Source organism: Enterobacter cloacae complex sp. P17RS, assembly GCF_014895885.1.
Lineage (GTDB): Bacteria > Pseudomonadota > Gammaproteobacteria > Enterobacterales > Enterobacteriaceae > Enterobacter > Enterobacter bugandensis.
Window position 1 is genome coordinate 284,212 of sequence record NZ_JADBQK010000006.1, and the last position, 20,612, is coordinate 304,823.

General features: G+C 57.5%; 20 protein-coding genes. 7 read left to right on the forward strand and 13 right to left on the reverse strand.

The genetic code is table 11. The annotated features are described in order from the left end of the window. Nucleotides 1–25: 25 nt before the first annotated feature. Both treC and IM265_RS06915 read left to right on the forward strand, forming a co-directional pair. Nucleotides 26–1,681, forward strand: a complete 1,656-nt coding sequence (treC, locus tag IM265_RS06910; protein ID WP_088204679.1) for an alpha,alpha-phosphotrehalase — start codon at nt 26–28, stop codon at nt 1,679–1,681. 135 nt (nt 1,682–1,816) lie between these two features. After that, a complete protein-coding gene (locus IM265_RS06915; RefSeq protein ID WP_028015309.1) occupies nt 1,817–2,563 on the forward strand; it encodes an oligogalacturonate-specific porin KdgM family protein in 747 nt (248 codons plus the stop codon). 8 nt (nt 2,564–2,571) lie between these two features. On the opposite strand, the gene IM265_RS06920 is transcribed toward IM265_RS06915, so the two are convergent. Then, the gene (locus tag IM265_RS06920) at nt 2,572–3,231 is read right to left on the reverse strand and encodes a MurR/RpiR family transcriptional regulator (RefSeq protein ID WP_041911449.1); all 660 of its coding nucleotides are present in this window, start codon (nt 3,229–3,231) and stop codon (nt 2,572–2,574) included. A gap of 179 nt (nt 3,232–3,410) precedes the next feature. On the opposite strand from IM265_RS06920, the gene IM265_RS06925 reads away from it, so the two are divergent. The 5 genes from IM265_RS06925 to nrdG all read left to right on the forward strand — a co-directional run bounded on the left by IM265_RS06925 (nt 3,411) and on the right by nrdG (nt 11,048). Further along, nucleotides 3,411–4,808, forward strand: a complete 1,398-nt coding sequence (locus tag IM265_RS06925) for a PTS fructose transporter subunit IIC (protein ID WP_193030113.1) — start codon at nt 3,411–3,413, stop codon at nt 4,806–4,808. A gap of 10 nt (nt 4,809–4,818) precedes the next feature. After that, nucleotides 4,819–7,416, forward strand: coding sequence for a glycoside hydrolase family 38 C-terminal domain-containing protein (locus IM265_RS06930; RefSeq protein ID WP_193030111.1), 2,598 nt, complete (start codon nt 4,819–4,821; stop codon nt 7,414–7,416). 1 nt (nt 7,417) lies between these two features. Beyond that, nucleotides 7,418–7,990 carry a fructose PTS transporter subunit IIA gene (locus IM265_RS06935; RefSeq protein ID WP_193030109.1) on the forward strand — a complete coding sequence of 191 codons (573 nt, stop codon included), beginning with the start codon at nt 7,418–7,420 and terminating at the stop codon, nt 7,988–7,990. Between the two features lie 369 nt (nt 7,991–8,359). Then, a complete protein-coding gene (gene nrdD / locus IM265_RS06940) occupies nt 8,360–10,498 on the forward strand; it encodes an anaerobic ribonucleoside-triphosphate reductase (protein ID WP_193030107.1) in 2,139 nt (712 codons plus the stop codon). Nucleotides 10,499–10,583: 85 nt separating this feature from the next. Then, nucleotides 10,584–11,048 carry an anaerobic ribonucleoside-triphosphate reductase-activating protein gene (gene nrdG / locus IM265_RS06945; RefSeq protein WP_193030104.1) on the forward strand — a complete coding sequence of 155 codons (465 nt, stop codon included), beginning with the start codon at nt 10,584–10,586 and terminating at the stop codon, nt 11,046–11,048. Between the two features lie 3 nt (nt 11,049–11,051). Here the strand turns inward: nrdG and IM265_RS06950 are convergent, their stop codons facing one another. The 12 genes from IM265_RS06950 to IM265_RS07005 form a co-directional block, all read right to left on the reverse strand. Further along, entirely contained in the window at nt 11,052–11,336 is a 285-nt protein-coding gene (locus IM265_RS06950; RefSeq protein ID WP_041911453.1) for a type II toxin-antitoxin system RelE/ParE family toxin, read from the reverse strand. Continuing rightward, complete coding sequence (locus IM265_RS06955) at nt 11,326–11,568, reverse strand: type II toxin-antitoxin system RelB/DinJ family antitoxin (RefSeq protein WP_023331889.1); 243 nt, start codon at nt 11,566–11,568, stop codon at nt 11,326–11,328. Before IM265_RS06955 ends, IM265_RS06950 begins: the two co-directional genes overlap by 11 nt. A 77-nt stretch (nt 11,569–11,645) precedes the next feature. Then, nucleotides 11,646–13,556 carry a transcription antiterminator gene (locus tag IM265_RS06960; RefSeq protein WP_045631250.1) on the reverse strand — a complete coding sequence of 637 codons (1,911 nt, stop codon included), beginning with the start codon at nt 13,554–13,556 and terminating at the stop codon, nt 11,646–11,648. A gap of 19 nt (nt 13,557–13,575) precedes the next feature. Then, entirely contained in the window at nt 13,576–14,712 is a 1,137-nt protein-coding gene (locus IM265_RS06965; protein WP_150144662.1) for a lactonase family protein, read from the reverse strand. 25 nt (nt 14,713–14,737) lie between these two features. Further along, a complete protein-coding gene (locus IM265_RS06970; RefSeq protein ID WP_041911457.1) occupies nt 14,738–15,478 on the reverse strand; it encodes a KDGP aldolase family protein in 741 nt (246 codons plus the stop codon). Next, a complete protein-coding gene (locus IM265_RS06975; protein ID WP_028015299.1) occupies nt 15,475–16,593 on the reverse strand; it encodes a DgaE family pyridoxal phosphate-dependent ammonia lyase in 1,119 nt (372 codons plus the stop codon). Before IM265_RS06975 ends, IM265_RS06970 begins: the two co-directional genes overlap by 4 nt. Continuing rightward, nucleotides 16,577–17,710, reverse strand: coding sequence for an amidohydrolase/deacetylase family metallohydrolase (locus IM265_RS06980; RefSeq protein WP_028015298.1), 1,134 nt, complete (start codon nt 17,708–17,710; stop codon nt 16,577–16,579). Before IM265_RS06980 ends, IM265_RS06975 begins: the two co-directional genes overlap by 17 nt. Before the next feature lie 42 nt (nt 17,711–17,752). Beyond that, complete coding sequence (locus IM265_RS06985) at nt 17,753–18,394, reverse strand: DUF4310 family protein (protein ID WP_003856081.1); 642 nt, start codon at nt 18,392–18,394, stop codon at nt 17,753–17,755. Between the two features lie 13 nt (nt 18,395–18,407). Next, on the reverse strand, nt 18,408–19,184 hold the full coding sequence (locus tag IM265_RS06990; RefSeq protein WP_023310182.1) for a DUF4311 domain-containing protein: 777 nt from the start codon (nt 19,182–19,184) through the stop codon (nt 18,408–18,410). Between the two features lie 22 nt (nt 19,185–19,206). Next, a complete protein-coding gene (locus IM265_RS06995) occupies nt 19,207–19,506 on the reverse strand; it encodes a DUF4312 family protein (RefSeq protein WP_008501409.1) in 300 nt (99 codons plus the stop codon). A 2-nt stretch (nt 19,507–19,508) separates the two neighbouring features. Beyond that, nucleotides 19,509–19,871: an SFCGS family glycine-rich protein gene (locus tag IM265_RS07000; protein WP_023293430.1), complete on the reverse strand. Its 363-nt coding sequence runs from the start codon at nt 19,869–19,871 to the stop codon at nt 19,509–19,511. A gap of 10 nt (nt 19,872–19,881) precedes the next feature. After that, a complete protein-coding gene (locus tag IM265_RS07005; protein WP_026080657.1) occupies nt 19,882–20,220 on the reverse strand; it encodes a PRD domain-containing protein in 339 nt (112 codons plus the stop codon). Between the last annotated feature and the right edge of the window lie 392 nt (nt 20,221–20,612).

Here is a 20,612-nt window from a genome sequence, read left to right on the forward strand (position 1 = left end):
CCCTTCGCATTTGCAGGAACGCACTATGAATACCCTTCCTCACTGGTGGCAGAACGGCGTCATCTACCAGATTTACCCAAAGAGTTTTCAGGACACCACCGGCAGCGGCACCGGCGATCTGCGCGGCGTGACGCAGCGGCTGGATTACCTGAAAACCCTCGGCATCGACGCCATCTGGCTGACGCCGTTTTATATTTCCCCGCAGGTGGATAACGGCTACGACGTGGCGAATTACACCGCCATCGACCCGTCCTTTGGCACGCTGGATGACTTTGACGAGCTGGTTGCCGAAGCGCACGAACGCGGCATTCGCATCGTGCTGGATATGGTGTTTAACCATACCTCCACGCAGCACGCCTGGTTCCGCGAGTCGCTGAACAAAGAGAGCCCGTACCGCCAGTTCTACATCTGGCGCGACGGCACGCCGGAGCAGCTCCCCAACAACTGGCGCTCCAAGTTTGGCGGCAACGCCTGGCGCTGGCACGCCGAGAGCGAGCAGTATTATCTTCACCTTTTCGCGCCCGAGCAGGCAGATCTCAACTGGGAAAACCCGGCGGTGCGCGCCGAGCTGAAAAAGGTATGCGAGTTCTGGGCCGATCGCGGCGTGGACGGCTTGCGTCTGGACGTGATTAACCTCATCTCTAAAGATCAGGATTTCCCGGACGACACCATTGGCGACGGTCGCCGCTTCTACACTGACGGCCCGCGCATCCACGAATATCTCCAGGAGATGAGCCGCGACGTCTTCACCCCGCGCAACCTGATGACGGTGGGCGAGATGTCGTCAACCTCGCTGGAGAACTGCCAGCAGTACGCGTCGCTTGACGGGCGCGAGCTGTCGATGACCTTTAACTTCCACCACCTGAAGGTGGACTACCCCGGCGGCGAAAAGTGGACGAAGGCAAAGCCAGACTTCGTGGCGCTGAAAACCCTTTTCCGCCACTGGCAGCAGGGGATGCACAACAAAGCCTGGAACGCGCTGTTCTGGTGTAACCACGACCAGCCGCGCATCGTGTCGCGCTTTGGCGACGAAGGGGAACACCGCGTTCACGCTGCAAAGATGCTCGGTATGGTGCTGCACGGCATGCAGGGCACGCCGTATATCTACCAGGGTGAAGAGCTGGGCATGACCAACCCGCACTTCAGCCGCATCACCGACTACCGCGACGTGGAAAGCCTGAACATGTTCGCCGAATTGCGGGCCAATGGCCGTGAGCCGGATGAATTACTGGCGATTCTGGCGAGTAAATCCCGCGATAACGGCCGAACCCCAATGCAGTGGGACTCGTCGCACAATGCGGGCTTTACCGAGGGCGAGCCGTGGATTGGGGTCTGCGATAACTATGAAACCGTGAATGCCCGTACGGCGCTGGACGACCCGGATTCAGTGTTCTACACCTATCAGTCGCTGATTCGTCTGCGCAAAACCCTCCCGGTGCTGACGTGGGGGGATTACGACGATCTGCTGCCGGAACACCCTTCCCTGTGGTGCTATCGCCGCCAGTGGCAGGGCCAGACGCTGATGGTGGTGGCAAACCTGAGCCGAGAGCGCCAGCAGTGGCAGCCGGACCCGGTCCAGGGCGCATGGCAGGTCGCACTCAGCAACTATGAGGACGTCCCCTCTCGTCCCGATACGCTGCAACTGCGCCCGTTTGAAGCCATCTGGTGGGTGCAGGAATAAACGTCAGGAGATACAGCATGCTGTATCTCCTTTTTTATGTTTAGCGATACGCTAAATGTACGACGATAACTTTTACATCACGGCGTACCGAAAATAAAAATAGTCCTGCCAATTAAATAACCTCGGCAGGACATGATGAAAAAGACAATTATTAAAGTAACGTGTATTAGCGCATTATTATTGAGCACACAAGGATGGTGCGGAAATACGTCCGTCGACCTTCGCTTTGGCCATAATACGCGCTCTGACGTAAATGATTCTCGTATTAAGGTTATGCATCAGGCGGATAACGGTTTTTACTTCTCCGTTGAAGCCGCACAAAACCATAACGACACCTTTTTTGGTGATACCGACCGAAATAATCCCGATGACAAAGGATTAACGGAGGCGGCACAGGAGATTGAAACGCGCTGGCGCTTCAATCTGGGCAATGGCTTTGCCGTTGCGCCTGGCATGGTGACGGTTTTCACCCCCAGTAATACCCACTATCGCCCCTTCATTCAGGGCTGGAAAGCGTTTGATAACGGTCTGAACCTCTCTGCCCGTTACCGTTATAACACCATCAATGACGCGCACAGCGACAAAGAACTCGACGGCAGCGGCTATACCCGCCGTCAGTCACACCAGTTCGACATTTGGTTCGCGTACAACATTGGCAAATTCGGTATGTCCTACAACCCGCGCTTCCGCTGGCAGGATAATGTCGATCAGGGAACCGGGGATGATACCTACTGGGAGCATACCGTTGCGTTCAACTACCAGCTCGACGATGGCTGGACGCCTTACGTCGAGCTGGTGTCACTGGATAAAACCTATATCAACAATGACGGCAACCATGAAAATGATTATGCCGTACGTCTGGGGATAGTGAAGCAGCTCTGACGGCCTGACTACACCGTATCGTGCTGCAGCAGCCTGCAGCCGATACGGTCCACGGCGCTTAACAGTTCAAGCTGTCCCTCCCGCTGATACAGCGATACCGCGTTAATGTCGATCGATAACGGCCAGCATAGCGTTGAGATCGACGCCAGCGTCGCCCCCTGACGGGTAATTGCAATAATCTTTAAGCCCTTGCGCAGCGCGTTTCGCGCCATTTCTATCAGCGACTGTGTCTCCCCGGATTTGCTGATCAGCACCAGCGTCCCCTTCGATACCCGTGTCAGTTGGTGCATGTCATTCAAAATAAGATGCGGCAGGCTCGCCAGCGATAAAAAGCGCGACAGGTAGTTGAGGCTGGTAAGCGAGGCGCCGCGTGCGTACAGATAGATATGGCTGGAATGGATGAGCAGCCTGGACACCTCCGCCACAATGTCGTCCGCCTGCGGACCCGCGTCGGGCACTGCAGGCGCCGGGGTAAAATGATCGCGTAAAAAACGATACCGAAGCTCGGTATAGCTTTTATACCCCATTTTTTTACACACACGATTAACGGATGTTGTCGTTGTAAAGGTATCACGGGCAATCTCTTTTGCCGAAATATTAGAAATATTACACGCGTGATGCTGAATGTATTCAAATATCAAGCGTTCACTTCCCTGGAATGAATTCATATATTACACCCTGTTTAATCCCGGCATGATATTAACACAACAGAGAAATAGTCTCTGGAAGGCGCTTCACACATTGCATTTACGCGTATCGCGATACGTAATTAGTATTAGCAAACGTTAAAAACTGTTTTAGGTTCTCTTTATACTTTCCCTGTTTTCACATCCAGGGAATTATGACAATGACGAAACAGAAAGTTGTCGCGGTAACGGCCTGCCCAACGGGCATTGCACATACCTTTATGGCGGCGAATAAAATTATTGCATGGGCTAAAGAGCACAATATTGAGGTTAAGGTCGAAACGCAGGGCAGCGACGGCGTTAAAAACCGCTTAACGAAGCAGGATATCGCCTCCGCCACGGCCATTATTCTGGCAACCGACGTCCCCATTCAGGATGCCGAGCGCTTTGAAAACATTCCCCACCTTCAGACCCGCACGCAAGAGCTGATCAAGCATATCGATCGCTATCTGCGTCAGGCGCTTGCCATGGAAAAAAACGTCACAACTGTCGTACATGAAGACGAACTCCAGCCTTCGGCTTACCAGATTTTTATCGGCCATATCATGGCGGCCATCAGCTATATGCTGCCGGTGGTGGTCATGGGCGGGCTGATGATGGCAACGGCTAAAATTACCGGCCAGTTTATTAACATCGACCATTCGCCGTTCAGCGTGCTGGATAAAGTGGGCTTTATGACCATTAAGTTCATGTATCCGGTTTTCGCCATGTATCTGGCGTTTTCCATTGCCGGCAAACCGGCGCTGATCCCCGGACTTATCGGCGGCATCATGTCAGACGAGGTCTACAAGCGCTTCTTTGATATCGAAGGCTTTATGCCGTCCGGCTTTTTCGGCGCGATCGGCATTGGCTTTTTTGTGGGCTATCTGGTGCGCTGGCTGAATGATTCCATTCACGTCCGCCAACAGCTCACCACCATCAAGACCATGCTGGTCGTCCCGCTCATCACCGGCATTACGCTGGTGATGGTCATGGAATATTTGATTAACCCGATTTTTGGCTCGCTTAACCAGCTGATGGTGGTCTTTTTTACCTCGGCAGGTGACACCGGGCGCGGATTCTATTCCGCGATGATCGCCGCAGGCACCGCGTTCGACCTGGGCGGCCCGGTCAACAAGGCGGCAGGCTCAGTCGCGCTCGGCCTGAATGGCATGAGCGAAACGTTTGATCTCACCGCCCGCGAACTCTCCATCGTGATCCCCTCCATTGGCGTCGGCTTTGCCGCGTTCCTCAATGGCCGCTTTGGACTACCGGATGTCTTCAGCCGGGAAGAGAAAACCGTCGGGAGTACCTCGTTGCTGCTGGGCGTGATTGGGATCTCCGAAGGCGCGATCCCGTTCATCCTGAAAAACCCACGTCTGATCCCGGTGTTTATGACCGGTGCCGTCGCCGGCGCGCTGGTCGCCATTGCACTCGGCGTGAAGCAGACGCTGCCGCTGCCGGCCATCTGGGGCTGGCCGCTGGCAACCAACGTGGCGGGCTACCTGGCGAGCGTCTTTATTGGCGCACTGATTTGCGCCCTGGGCGTGCTTTACGTCAGCCCAAAGAACGCCAGCTAAGGGGAAGGTCATGAATCAGATCCACGTCATTGCCCATACGCACTGGGATCAGGAGTGGTATTTCACCCGTCAGGACAGCATGGTGCTGGCGTCATATAACTTTGCGGACGTCATCGACACGCTGGAGCAGGACCCGGCTTACAGCTGCTATCACCTTGACGGACAGATGGCGGTGGTAGAGGACTTTCTCGCCATCAATCCCGAGTATCGCACCAGGCTGGAGACGCTGGTCAGAGAGAAAAGGATTTTTGTGGGGCCGTGGTATACCCAGACGGACACCTACAACGTGCATGGCGAATCCATTATCCGCAACCTCAAATACGGCATCTTCTCTGCCCGTAAGCTGGGGCACGCCATGCAGGTTGGGTATCTTCCGGATACCTTCGGCCACAATGCGCAGATGCCCACGATTTTGCAGGGCTGCAATATCGACAACATCGTCTTCTGGCGCGGTATCGATCACGACAGACAGGCGAAAAGCAGCCAGTTCCTCTGGCGCGCGCCGTCAGGGGCGACCGTTATCGCCTGCGCGATGGCGCTCGGTTATGGCGCGGCTAAAAACATCTCTTCAGACGCGAGCCATTTGCAGGGAAAAATCTATCCGATGGTCAATCTCCTGCGCTCGCGGGCCGGAATAAATGACCTGCTGCTGCCCTGCGGTGGCGATCAGGTCAGCATCGACCCGGCGCTGCCGAAAATCCTGCAGGTCGCCAGCGCACGCTCCCCGGATGAGGACCGGTACGTCATCAGTTCGCTGGAGCGCTACGTCGACATTCTGCGCGCGCAGCGTGAGCAGTTTGAATTCTGGGAAGGAGAGCTGAAATCGCCGCGCTACACCCGCATCCATAAAACGATCGGCTCCGTGCGCTACGACATTAAAAAGAAAAATGATGCAGTTGAGCAGTTCATCCTGCGGCAGCTGGAGCCGACAATCGCCATGGCGCGTCACCAGGGGCTGCCGGTCAACCTCTCGGTGGTCGATACGCTCTGGAAGAAGCTGTTGCGAAGCCATGCTCATGACTCCATCGGCGGCTGTAACAGCGATGCCACCAACCGCGATATTTTGCATCGACTGGAGCAAACCGAACAGCTGTGCCATAGCCTGTGGAACCTGGTGGTGAAAACCCTGGCCGCCGCCTGCGCTCGGGAAGGCGATCTGCTGATTTTTAACCCGCTGGCCACGCAAACGCAGCGCGTGGTGAAAACCACTCTCTATAGCCGCGCTGAAAATATCGCCCTGATGTATCAGGGGCAGGCCATCCCCTTCGACGTCCTGGAAAGAGACGTGTTGCCCGGCGGAACGGCGATCTCCCTTAACGCCGAAGGCGAGTGTGAAACACCCCTTCCCCCTTATTACCGCTGGCACGTTGCTGTGAAAACACCGGTTCTGCCGCCGGTCGGCTATCTCAGCGTTAACGTTGAAGATGACCCGGCGCCTTTCCGGCAGCCTGAACAGACAACGGGCAGCGAGATAGAGAATGCACAGTATCGATTAACGCTGGACGACGGAACGCTAACCCTGCACGACAAACGCAGCGGCAGATGCATCCCCTCGTTCTTTACCCTTGAAGACTGTGCGGATGCCGGCGACAGCTACGATTTCTCACCGCTTGCGGGCGATACGCCGACGCGATGCGACCATTTCACGCTCGTCGGCTGCCTGAAAACGCCGCTTGTCGAAAAGCTGATCGTTGAAGCCACCCTGTTTCTTCCGCCAGATCTCGCCGGACGCCAGGATACTGCCCGAACGCCGTTATCCATTCGTCTGGAGTGCACATTACGCGAAGACGATCCGAACCTGTACGTCGAGGCTTCGCTGGAAAACAGCCACTGCGATCACCGGCTACGTTTACTGATCGGCAGCGATATTCGCACCCGTCACGCTATCGCCTCCCAGCCCTTCGCGATAATCCAGCGCGATACGGGGTGTGAGAGTGGAAACTGGCAGGAGCGCTATCGCGAGATGCCCGTGGATATCGAAACCACCGAAGGCATTATTGCTGTCGCGGAAGCGGGCAAAGCGCTGGTGGTGAATAGTCGCGGTATGAAGGAATTTCAGATTATCGGCAGCGAACCCGCGACGATTGCCCTGTCGTTATTTAAAGCGACGGGCGTGCTCGGGCGCAACGATCTCGACTGGCGACCGGGCCGGGCGTCCGGCATTAATAATACGGTGGTTGAGACCCCCGACGCCCAGTTACTGAAACCGCTGCACTTTTCATTTACCGTCGCGCTGGCCGACAGCGCCGATCATCTCACGCTTCGCCAGCTGGAAAACCAGGCTGCGGGACAGCCTTTCACCTACCAACGGCAATCGTTACACACGCTCGATCACCGCCTTGAGCGCTTTGCGTTGCGTCTGCCCGACCACAGGCTTCCGGCAGAATTCTCATTATTGAACCTGCCGGAGCCGCTTATTCTCTCTGCCTTGCCCCATGCACAGCAGTCCCACGGCACGGTCGTCCGCGTGTTTAACGCCGGTACGCAGCCGGTTCCCATCCCGGCTAGTCTGGCGGGGCTTCGTCAGATCAACTATCTGGAAGCCCCCGTGCAGCCGGTAGCGGCGATCCCCCCTTCCGCGACATGCGATTTTTTGATTGAGGCTTAATATGAACTTGCTTGCACTGACGAACCCCGATCGGGTTTTTATCAATCCGCCACACCGTACGCCTGAAGCACTGATCCGCTGGATGACCGAACCGCTCGCCAGGCAAAAAATCATCAGCGATGAAGCGGCGTTTATCCAGAGCGTTTTACAACGCGAAAGTGAAGGCCCTACCGCGCTGGGTGAGGCGCTCGCCGTTCCACACGGAAAATCCCAGGCGGTGCAGCAGGCGGCGTTTTGTCTGGCGCTCTTTGACGACCCGATACGTTGGCCGGGGCTGGAAGGTGATGAAGAGGTGAGAATGGTCTTCCTGCTCGCTATTCCGCCAGCGGAAGCAGGCAGTACGCACATGCAGCTGCTGACGACGCTGACCCGTTTATTGATGGAAGACCGGGTGCGAGAACAGCTTCTGGCGGCACGCACCCGCGAAGAGGCATTGTCGGCACTGAATACGGAAGAGCCGACGAACGAGAATGAAGCTTCCGAGAATACCTTTCTCATCCCGCTCATCCTGGGCAGCATCGCGACCGCAGCCTTTCTGCAGGCTGGATTGAGCTGGCTCTGCGGGGGGAGTTAAGCGAACAGCGCTCGGCACCCATCGTGCTGAGCGCTTGTTTTTGTTGAATAATTAATCAGATTTTTCCTTCCCGTATTTACAATCGCTGAAGCGCCCGCCGTTTGTACTCTCGTCTTTTTACTTTGTTCTGCATCAAATAAATCGCAAACATGTTTGATGCAAATCACTATATGTAGCACTTAAAATGCACGCCGACCCAACATCTTGTATTTATCGTCTACTATTCCAACAACAAGACGGCGCTTACGCTGGCCGGAATTGTGGATAACACGAGCTGGGAACGCGGGAAGTCTTTGCCCCGGCGGGAAATACGCCCGGTGAATACTTCTCCACCTCTGTGGATAACCTGTTTTTAAAAATGGAGTGATCATGACACCGCATGTGATGAAACGTGATGGCTGTAAAGTGCCGTTTAAATCAGAGCGCATCCAGGAAGCCATTCTGCGTGCAGCTAAAGCAGCGGGAGTCGATGACGCAGATTACTGCGCCACCGTCGCAGAAGTCGTTAGCAGCCAGATGAACGAACGCAGCCAGGTCGATATCAACGAGATCCAGACCGCGGTTGAGAACCAGCTGATGGCGGGGCCCTACAAGCAGCTGGCGCGCGCCTACATTGAGTACCGTCACGATCGCGACGTGCAGCGCGAGAAGCGCGGGCGTCTGAACCAGGAGATCCGTGGCCTGGTGGAGCAGACCAACTCTGCCCTGCTCAATGAAAACGCCAACAAAGACAGCAAAGTGATCCCGACCCAGCGCGATCTGCTGGCCGGTATCGTCGCCAAACACTATGCCCGCCAGCATCTGCTGCCGCGCGACGTGGTCTCGGCACACGAGCGCGGCGAGATCCACTATCACGACCTCGATTACTCGCCGTTCTTCCCGATGTTCAACTGCATGCTGATCGACCTTAAAGGCATGCTGACCCAGGGCTTTAAAATGGGTAACGCCGAGATTGAACCGCCTAAGTCGATCTCCACGGCGACAGCGGTAACGGCGCAGATCATCGCTCAGGTGGCGAGCCACATTTATGGCGGGACCACCATTAACCGCATTGACGAAGTGCTGGCCCCGTTCGTGACGGCGAGCTTCAACAAGCATCGGAAAACTGCCGAAGAGTGGCAGATCCCGGACGCGGACGGCTATGCGCACTCCCGTACCGAAAAAGAGTGCTACGACGCGTTCCAGTCGCTGGAATATGAAGTGAACACGCTGCACACCGCCAACGGACAGACGCCGTTTGTAACCTTCGGTTTTGGCCTGGGCACCAGCTGGGAATCACGCCTGATCCAGCAGTCCATTCTGCGCAACCGTATTTCCGGCCTCGGCAAGAACCGCAAAACCGCGGTGTTCCCGAAACTGGTGTTCGCCATCCGCGACGGCCTGAACCACAAGTTTGGCGATCCGAACTACGACATCAAACAGCTGGCGCTGGAGTGCGCGAGCAAGCGCATGTACCCGGACATCCTGAACTACGACCAGGTGGTAAAAGTCACCGGTTCGTTTAAAACGCCTATGGGCTGCCGCAGCTTCCTCGGGGTGTACGAGGATGAAAACGGCGAGCAGATCCACGACGGGCGTAACAACCTGGGCGTCATCAGCCTGAACCTGCCGCGCATCGCGCTGGAGGCCAAAGGCAATGAAGCTGAATTCTGGAAACTGCTGGATGAACGCCTGCAGCTGGCGCGTAAGGCGCTGATGACCCGTATCGCACGCCTTGAAGGGGTGAAAGCCCGCGTGGCGCCCATCCTCTATATGGAAGGGGCCTGCGGCGTGCGCCTGAAGGCGGACGATGACGTGTCCGAGATCTTCAAAAACGGCCGCGCGTCGATTTCGCTGGGCTATATCGGCATCCACGAAACCATCAACGCCCTGTCTGGCGACGCGCATATGTACGACAGCGTGGCCCTGCGCGAAAAAGGCATTGCGATTGTCCAGCGCCTGCGCGACGCGGTTGACCAGTGGAAAGAGGAAACTGGCTACGGGTTTAGCCTCTACAGTACGCCGAGCGAGAACCTGTGTGACCGCTTCTGCCGTCTGGACACCGCCGAGTTCGGGATTGTGGAAGGCGTGACCGACAAAGGGTACTACACCAACAGCTTCCACCTCGACGTGGAGAAAAAGGTAAACCCGTACGACAAGATCGACTTCGAAGCGGCCTATCCGCCCATCGCCAGCGGCGGGTTCATCTGCTACGGCGAGTACCCGAACATCCAGCACAACCTGAAGGCGCTGGAAGACGTGTGGGATTATAGCTATCAGCACGTGCCGTATTACGGGACCAATACGCCAATCGACGAGTGCTACGAGTGTGGCTTTACCGGTGAGTTCGAGTGTACGAGCAAAGGCTTTACCTGCCCGAAATGCGGCAACCACGATGCAGCCCGTGTCTCCGTGACCCGTCGCGTGTGCGGCTATCTCGGCAGCCCGGATGCCCGTCCGTTTAACGCCGGCAAGCAGGAAGAGGTGAAGCGCCGGGTGAAACATCTGGGGAATGGGCAGATCGGTTGAGCCACTGCCACATTTATGCCCGGTGGCGCTACGCTTACCGGGCCTACAATCCGCACTCACACTGTACCCGGCTTGGTTAACCGCTATGAACTACCATCAGTACTACCCCGTCGATATTGTCAACGGCCCCGGCACCCGCTGCACCCTGTTCGTTTCAGGTTGCGTTCACGAGTGCCCCGGCTGCTACAACAAAAGCACCTGGCGCCTGAACTCGGGTATGCCGTTTACCGCTGAAATGGAAGACCGCATCATCGACGACCTGAACGACACGCGCATCAAACGCCAGGGGATTTCGCTCTCCGGCGGCGATCCGCTCCATCCGCAAAACGTGCCGGAGATCCTGAAGCTGGTGAAACGCATTCGCCGCGAGTGCGCGGGAAAAGATATCTGGGTCTGGACGGGATATAAGCTGGATGAGCTGAATGCAGCTCAGAGGGAAGTCGTGGATTTGATTAACGTGCTGGTGGACGGCAAGTTCGTGCAGGATTTGAAAGACCCGGCCCTGATCTGGCGCGGCAGCAGCAACCAGGTGGTGCATCATTTGCGTTAAACGCTAAAGCCGTTTATTTGCTTCATGATAAACGGCTGATTTCTCTCTCTTTCCGATAGCGATAACAAATACCGTAACTACGTTATCCTGAACCTGATAAACCAAACGATAACCCAGAGATCTGAGTTTTATTTTGTAGCAATCCGGCAGGCCGTGCAGGCGGGCCGATTCAATTCTGGGGTTCACTAAGACGTCAGCAAGTTTCTTTTTAAACTGGCATTTCACCGTATCGCCCAGCTTATGCCACTCCTTTAAAGCCCTCGGGTCGAACTCCAGTTCATAAATCATCCAGACTAACCTTAATTCCCTTTTGTGGATTCGCCAGTCGCTCCCGGACTGTCTGTATCAGTTCATCTTCACTGTCACTGATGGTGACAGTTTTCACCGGCATACGCCCTGTTTCCGCAACGTACTGAAACAGTAACCGCACGGCTTCCGTTGGGGTAATATTGAGTTTTTCCAGCACGGCATACGCCTCATTTTTGAGTTTGTCATCCAGACGGACGTTAAGCGTGGCCATTATGCCTCCAGTAAAATCGAATGTGTAATGCAGTTTAGCATTACATTCGCATTACATCGAATTCTGGATAACGCCTCTCAAAACCGGCTCAAACTCTCCATCGCCTCAGCCTTAAACGCCGCAAAATCCTCGCACTGGCACAGGCGCGTCATCGCGCGTTCTCGCAGGAAAGTGACGAAGATGTCGTAAATCGCCATCGCCTCTTCGTACTCGCTTTTGCTGATGGCGAGCAGGAAGATGACGTGCGCCGTTTCATCCCCCCACTGAATACCCTGCGGAGCCAGCACCGTATAGACCACCGTTTTCTGTGCCAGCAGGCCGAGGGAGTGCGGCAGCGCGATGCCGTCGCCGAGCATGGTGCTGACGATAGCTTCACGCTCAACGACCGAATCCAGAAACTCCGCGCCAACAAAGCCTTCGCGTTCAAGCTGGTCACACAGCTCGCGGAACAGCGTTTGCTGGTCAACAGGCTTGTCGAGAATGCGAAAATGGGCCGCGTCGAAGTATTTCTCCAGCATCCACGGGCGGGTGCGGTCCACCAGCACCAGCTTGCCGATCTGTTCTAACTGATAATCGGTCGGGAACGGGGCGATCGTCACCACCGGTTTAGATTTTTCACTCACGCGGGCGGTGGAGATGACAAAGTCTTCACCGATGGCATCCGCAAGCTCGTACTCGCGCAGAGTGAGCGTGCGCGTCACCTCGATCTGCGGGTATTTGCGCTGGAGCACCGCCTCGATCATGCGCACCATCGCATTACCGGCGTCGCACACCAGCAGCACGCGCGGCTGGCGCTGGTAGCCGATGTTGTAGTGGCGCTCCAGCCCCACGCCGATGTGCAGCACCAGAAAACCAATCTCGTTCTCGCTGATCGCATACGGGGTGTATTTCCCCCAGCTCGACACCGCCGCGAGAGTCATATCCCACGCCATCGGATAGTGCTGCTTGATGTTGTCCAGCAGCGGATTGGGGATCATGATTTGATAGCGCACGCGGGTGATCATGGTTTTGATGTGCGTGAGCAGATCGGCGTGCAGCTGCGCGTCGCTGAGCAGGTTGTAGTTATAGTGGGTGTTGATGTAGCGCAGGATATAGTTGACCAGCGCTTCGTCGTCGTCGGCGTTAATCGCGCTGGGGGCAATCTCCTGAATCTGCCGCGCCGCGATGTGGACGCACAGCCAGCTCTCTTCCGATGGCGCAAGCGCCTTGCCCGCCAGCTCCTGAATGGCCACCGCGATATCCTTCGCCGCCTCGCGCACGTTCTCTTCCACGTCTTCCGCGTGGAATTCCGGCAGCGGATACCCCTCGCTGATGCGCCGCACCGACACCGCGCAGTACAGGCGCAGGAACAGTTCGCCTTCGTCGGTCAGACGAATGTGATGGCGGGTGAGCGCGTCGTGAAGCACGACCACCATCTGCTCCGGTACCCCGGCGTTGAGCGCGACCTCCGTCACCAGCGGGTTAAGGCTGTCCTGCTGCGCCAGCTCCCACAGAAGATCGGTCAGGCAGGCGCGGACCGACATCTCGCTGCCAAACAGCTTCATGCCGTGGCGCGGGCGGGTTTCCAGCGTCAGGTTATAGCGCTGGAACCACTCGCGCACTTCCACCATGTCGCTCTGCAAGGTGGCGCGGCTGACAAACCACTCGTCGGCCAGATCTTCAAGCTTAAGTGAAAACGCCGACGTCAGGAAACGCACCACCAGATAGTGCACGCGCTCCGGTCCCGTTCGGGGAATACGCAGCGCGCGCGGGTGCGATGCCTGCAGCTGCTGATAGCGCTCGGCATCGTCAATTTTAAGCTGGTAGCCGTTACCCCGGCTCAGAATAAACTGCGCGCCGTGGCTCGCCAGCAGCGCGTTCAGGGCGGTGATATCTGCGCGGACGGTTCGCGTGGAGACCGACAGCCGCTGCGCCAGCTCGTCCTGCGGCAGCGTCTCGTTTTGCAACAGATCGAAAAGTTGCGCTAAACGTTGGTTCGGAAATCTCACGTCGTTGTCCTCTTACTGCTCAGGGTGAAATGACCATCTGGGATGGGCTGCCGACCGGGGTATAGTCTGGCTCGAAGCTCAGCTTGCCGTCCTGCGCCACGCGGAAACGGGTAATGTTGTCGCTGCGCTGGTTCATGACGTACAGCCAGCGGCCCTGCTGATCGAGCGTCAGGGTGCGCGGGTAGTCGCCGCGCGTCCAGACATCCTCCTGATGCGTCAGCGTGCCCTCCGCTGTTACGGTAAAGTGCCCGATGCTGTTATGCAAACGGTTCGCCACATACAGCTGTTTACCATCGGCGCTTAGCGCCAGCCCGGCAGCAAAACTGGTGCCTTTGTAACCGTCCGGCAGGGCAGAGACCGTTTTGCCCTCTTTCAGCCTGCCGTTGCTGTCCAGCGCATAATGGGTGAGCGTAGAGGCCTCTTCGTTAATCAGCCACAGGGCATCGCCTTTCGGCGTAAAGACGAAGTGGCGCGGACCGGCACCTTTCGAAGAGGCGCTGATAAACGGCGGATCGTTCGGCGTTAGCTTTCCGGTTCGATCGTCAAAGCGGTACTGATAGATACGATCCAGCCCAAGATCGGTGGAAAAAACGTACTTCCCGCTCGGATCGGCGGCGATCATGTGCGCATGCGGGCCGTTGTGATCGCTGATGGCAAAGCTACCTTCGACAGCCGCTTCCGGCTTCGCCGCGCCCGGTTCGCCCTGGTCCTGATGTCTGTCCGTCGCGTCACCCAGGCTGCCGTCCGCGTTGACGGGCAAAACGGCAATCGATCCGCTGACGTAGTTCGCCACCAGCAGATGCTTGCCGTTTGGCGTTAGCGAAAGATACACCGGCCCGGCGCCGCCGGAGGCCACCTGATTCAGCTCGCTCAGCTCACCGTTATCGCCGACGCGCAGCGCCTGCACCACGCCCTGCTCTACTTCGCTTGCCAGATACAGCGTTTTACCGTCTTGCGAAAGGGTCAACTGCGCCGCGTTCGGCAGTTTGCTCACCAGCGTTTTATCGTCCAGCGCGCCGGTTTGCGGGTCGATGGTAAAACGGTACAGCCCTTCACCGTTCGGATTATAGGTGCCCACCCAGGCGTATTGCGTCTGGGCGACAGCGGCGGTGGCGAGCATTGAGAGTGAAGCGACAAGCAGGTTACGGGTGTGCATGGTGGCTCCTTTATATGTGTGAGTTCTACTTCACCAGCTTCTTCGTCATCGCCAGCAGCGTACGCACATCTTCGGGACGCGTATCGCCGCTGGCTTTGTCGATAATTGAACTGTAGATATGCGGGATGATTTTGCTCACGCCCGCGTCGAGGGCGATCTGCAGGATCGCCTCATAGTTTTCCAGATCGATACCCCCCGTCGGCTCCAGCCAGAAGTCGTGACGGGCGCAGGCTTCCGCCACCGCCTGGTATTCGTCACGGCACTTGAGGCCGCCCATCGGGAAGTACTTGATCGAGCTGCCGCCGAAGTCTTTCAGCAGGGCAATCGCCGTTTCAACCGGCACGATGCCGTCCGGCGCTTTGCTGCTCAGCGGGCCGGTGGAGATTTTCACCATGCCGACGGTACCGGTCGGAGAGACCAGGCCATTGACCACCGATTCATTCTGCCCCAGCAGCGCGCGGCTCGCGGCCACGCCGGTGAAGACCTGATTAACGTGCTGCGGCTGCACCTGGCGGGAGATCTCGCTCACCATCGCCGACTGGTTCGGATCGCCCGCGCCGAGGCCCACGGAGAGCGCGTTATCAATCAGCGCCGCGTATTCACGCATATCCGCGACCGCGCTCGCCACGTCCGGGTAATTTTTGGAGAGCACGCCCACCAGCACGTGACCTTCCGCCGCCTCGTAAATGGCGCTGGCGTTGGCCTTTGAGCCGGCCAGCACGTTCAGGCAGACGCGGTCACGGTAAAAATTGGGGGTCAGTTTCATGCGTTTTTCTCCTGTCCTAATACTTCGCTAATGCGGCGGTAGACGATGTTCAGCTGGTCAGCACTTACGCTGCGCACGTCCGCTTCGATAATCCCTTCGTTGGCCTTGTAGCCACGGAAATAGATGGCGTATTCGCCCTGCTTGAGCGCGTTCACCAGGTCACCCGTGCCGACGCCAGTGGTGGCTTCGTCGAACTTAATTTCGGTGCGGGCGATATCGCGACCCGCGCTGTCCCAGACCACGCGCGCGGTGACGCCGTTCAGGGTGTTGAGCGCGTCGATAAACGGTGTCATCTTCGCCACCATCTCGGCACCGCTCTCTTTGGTGGCCGTCAGGTAGTGTTCGATGGCGCAGGTCAGGCCGAGGATCCCCTCTTTACCCACCTTCATGGCGCGGCCAATGCCCGCCGTCTGGCGCTTCACCCACTCAACGTACTGGGTTTTGCCGATCACCAGGCCGCTGGTTGGCCCCTCGATCGCCTTCGCGCCGCTGTAAATCACCAGATCCGCGCCGGAGCGGTAGTACACGTGCAGATCTTCTTCCGCCGCGGCATCAACGATCAGCGGCAGGGAGTGTTTACGTGCGACGACTGCCGCCTGCTCGACGCTGAGCATGCTTTTCTGCACGCAGTGGTGCGATTTGATGTAGAGGATCGCCGCCGTGCGCGGGGTGATGGCCGCCGCCAGCTGATCGGCGGAACATTCGTTGGCGTAACCCGCTTCCACCAGCTTGCCGCCGCCCAGCGCCACCATGGTGCCGACCGGCGCGCCAAAGTTAACGTTGTGGCCTTTCGGCAGGACGATTTCATTGTTCTCGATAGGGGTGACGTGCAGGTTTTCCAGCAGCCAGTCGCTGTCTTTTACCAGCACCGCCGCCACGGACTGGGCGATGCCCGCCGACGCGCAGGAGACCACCGTCGCGCCTTCCACATCCAGCAGCTTCGCGATGTATTCCCCGGTTTTATTGACCAGATCCTTCATCTCGAAGTAATGATTCATGCCGTCCATCGCCGCCTGCACTACTTCCGGGCGCGGCGTGGAGACGCCCAGCGCCGTCATGCGGCCAGAGGTGTTGATAACCTGCTTTAAATTATACTTCTCATAAATCGAAGGCATGTTCCGTGCTCCCTTGTTCGGTCATGTAGCCCTTGCCCGCGCGGATCGCGGCAAGCGGCACCAGAATGTGTTCAGCCTGCAGGCTGTCGTTTTCAGCGTCCGTCAGCACCGTTGGCTGGCGTTTAATCGTGAACAGCGTCAGGTCGGCGTCGAGACCCGGCTGGATGCGGCCCTTGCGCGTCAGGCGCAGGCCGTCGGCGGCGTTCGAGGTCACGCAGTCAATCACCTGCGGCAATGACATGCCGATGGCGAGAAACTTCGACATCACGCTTGCCAGCGAGCCCACCGGGCCGTTGATGCGGTTGCGGCAGTAGATATCCGAGCTGATGGTGTGCGGCAGAATGCCCATCGCGATGGCGCGTTTCGCCACCTCAAAGCTGAAGCTCGCCGTGCCGTGGCCGACGTCCAGACGCACGCCGCGCTTAAGGGCGGAGGTGATGGAGGCGCGCAGCTCGCCGGACGGCGTCAGAATGCGGTTAGGCTTCCCGTTATAGCAGTGGGTAATGATGTCGCCGGAGCTTAACAGCTCGGCGATTTCGTCGAGGTTCGGCGGGTTGTTACCGATGTGCACCATCAGCGGCAAGTCGCCATTCTCTTTCTGGATCGCTTTGGCGCGCTCCAGCGGCGTGATGCCGTTTTCACCGACCACGCTGCTGCTCATGCGCGCCTTCAGGCCGACAATAAAATCAGGGTGGCGCTTCACCGCCTGCTTCACCGCATCGGCGTCAATGTTTGCCATGTTGGCCAATTCGTTCTGGGCAATCAGCCCCACGCGGGAGATATTCAGGAGGGCAAAGACGTCGGTGGAGGCTTTGCGGGTGATTTCATAAAAATCGTCCACGTCGTCGGCCCCGGTACTGCCCGCGTCCACCACGGTAGTGACGCCGGTGGCAATGCCCACGCTGTCCGGCTCGTCGTGGTAAATCGGTGAGTTCGGGTAGCAGTGAACGTGGGAGTCAATCCAGCCCGCGCTAACGTACACGTCACCGTTAAGCTCAACCGTTTTACGGGCCGGAGCGTCAATTTCGCCCGTCGCGGCGATCTTCCCGTCCTGAATGGCGATATCGGTCAGGGTATCGTCGGCGAGGCGCGCACGGCGCAGGAGTAAATCAAACATGAGGATCTCCTGATAGGGCGGGCGCAGATGCGCCCGCGGGTATTAAAGGGCGACCGGGAACAGCCAGCCCAAAATCATTGCGCCGAGGATGGCGCCACCGGTAATCGGCTTCTGCCAGATGTAGAACAGCAGCGCGCCTACCAGCGAACCGACGCCGATTGGAATGGAGGCGGTCATCGCGCTGAGGATAATCAGCGGCCCGAGGAAGCGGCCGGAGGCGTTACCCGCGCCCATCATCACGTCTGCGCCGTAGGTGGAGTTGCTCTGGTTGATGGTGAACTTACGCGCCAGGATGATGACGTAGCCAATCGCCAGACCAATCACCAGGCCGGTAATCAGCGAGGCAATGAAGTTGGTCACCGGGAACATGATCCCCGCGCCCAGCAGCAGCGCCGGTACGCCGAGGCCCACGCCGGTCTGGATCGCCCCACCGATGTCGAGAATACCCACCAGCGACCCTTCAATAATGCGGGCGAACAGGAAGCTCGCGCCGAACGCCGCCACCGCGCCGTAGACGCCGGTATCGATTCCCGCTTTCAGCATCGCCACGAAGGCCACTTCGTTAAACGCGCCGATGCCGTAGAGGTAGTACATGTGCGTCCCGGCGAAGACGCCGGAGGAGAGCAGGCCAACGAAGATCGGGAACGACCAGTCGGCATACCAAAAACCTTTATTCTGTTCCATTTAGAGGCTCCTGTTATTTACCGCTGAGCGAGTTGTGGATCATGTCGAGCCAGTTCGGCACGGTCAGATGGAAGGATTCGATCATCTTCATGTCGAAGCCGCGGAAGAAGCCGCTCAACACGAACAGCAGGACGATCGCCGCCATCATCACTTTGGTGACGTGGTTCCAGCCGCTCTCCTCAACGCCTTTACCGATCAGGATGCCGAGAACCAGACCCGGTACGGCGTTCCCCATGATCAGCTGCGCCGCGCCGCCAAAGATGGTGGCCCAGAAGCCCGATTTTTTACCCGCGTCGATGGCCGCCAGCCAGAAGATCACCGGCATCACGGTGTTAACCAGCAGGTTCGCGGCAGGCACCAGCACCTTCACGGCGGTGACCTGCAGCGCTGCCGGCACGGAGGAGGCGGTCAGGTTCAGGAAGGTGACGACGAGCATGCCAATCACGCCGCAGGCAATCGCCATTTTGCGGGGATCGTGCAGCGTTTCGCCGACGTTACGGTTTTTGATCATCAGTGCAGCAGCACCCCAGTTCGGGATGATGCGGTGGTCAACGTCCTGTGTGAAGGCACCTGCAGCCACGGAAGAGGCCCAGGCGTTAAAGAAGAAACCTAACCCAAAGGAGAAGTGGGACGCCGGATCCCCTTCACAGGAGTTCAGTTCCCCCAACGTACGAAACGCGCCCATACCCTGAGTGGTAGGCGCATGAAACATGCGTGCAGCCCCGGCTCCGACACCGACGCCAACCAGGCCGCCAATGATGAGCGATTTTATTAATATAATTAAGAACATCAGTCTGCCCTTTTATGAATAATCAGCGTTGCGTGACGAAATCCACCCGGTCAAGATTGATGGCGGTCACGTTGACGGTCACATCCAGCTCCACGCTGTAGGTGCGTCTTTCCCGGCGCAAAAAGAAGAACAGAAACGCTTCTTTACGCACCGCTTCTTGCGCCTGAACAACCTGCACATCCTGTGGCTCAATACGCAGTAAGATATGCGGTGAGGCTTTCATCACCGCGGCCTGAACGTGGTTGAGGGCATCGGCAAAGGCGCGCGCTTTGGCATCGCCCTTCCCCTTCACTCTCACCGTGGTTGTGAACTGTTCTTTCATGCTTATGCGCCGTATTTCTTCTGCCACGCCTGCACCAGACGCTCGCCCAGCTCTTCTTTATCCATAAAGCCAAAGCCCAGCACGTTGCAGCCTTCGTTGATGGCGGTCACGCCCTCTTCCACGGAACGCATGCCGTATTTGGCCTTGTAGCCATATTTGGTTTGGGCGGTGATGGCACCCGCGCCGCCGCTGCCGCAGAAGGAGATGCCGAAGGTGGCGTTTTCCGCTTTCATTACGTCCCCGAGCTTCATGTCCGCCGCCATGCCCGGCACAACCACTGCACGTCCACCTGCTTTTTCCACACCCGCAGCCACTTTCTGACCTTTACCCAGGCGATCGCCAATCACGACTGTAATCTGTTCCATGTGTTGCTCCTTAAAGGTTGTCTTTCGCGACTTCAAAGTGAACGGAGAGCAGCCAGGCCTCTTCATCAGGAAGGTTGCCAAACTGCGCCACCACTTCACGGGCAAGCTGCATTGAATCTGGTGAAATTTCGTCGAACAGCTCTGCTTCAACCTCCGGCAGCGGCTCGCCGGTCACGGACCGGTGCGCCATTGCGCGAACGTGGGAGGTGAGCATCTGCTCCTGTACCGCATTGGGGATGATGTTGTGCCGGGCCAGCAGGGCATAAACCTGCTGCAGCATGGTGTTCGCGAGCTGTTCTGTTTGCACCGCCTGTTCCCCAACGTCGTTCATTACCGCTCCGTTAATCACTCGTCTTACCCCGTTAATGGCTCTGGAATAAAACTAACGTTGGGCGTGAAGGGTTTGTAGCGAGTTGTTTTCCACTTCGAAGTGGAAAGGCGAGCCGCAGCAGTGATCTGTGCCACATAAATATGGTGAATCTGGATTAACGGCCGCATTTACGTGATGAATATCACGCTATTAAGCGGCACTAAACAGGTAAGCGGAGTGGAAAAGTTTACGAGCAGGCTCGTAGAAATGTGACGTGGATAAGGTTTTCTTATGGGGATTCGCTAGAGTGGCTGCGGGTGCTTGAGACTGACCGTCTCAGGCATGGGACGGAAAGTGGAAAGCCCCGCCTGATAGAAAATCAGGGCGGGGGCTCGAAACGACACGTCGGACCGTGGAGTTCGCTACCTCGC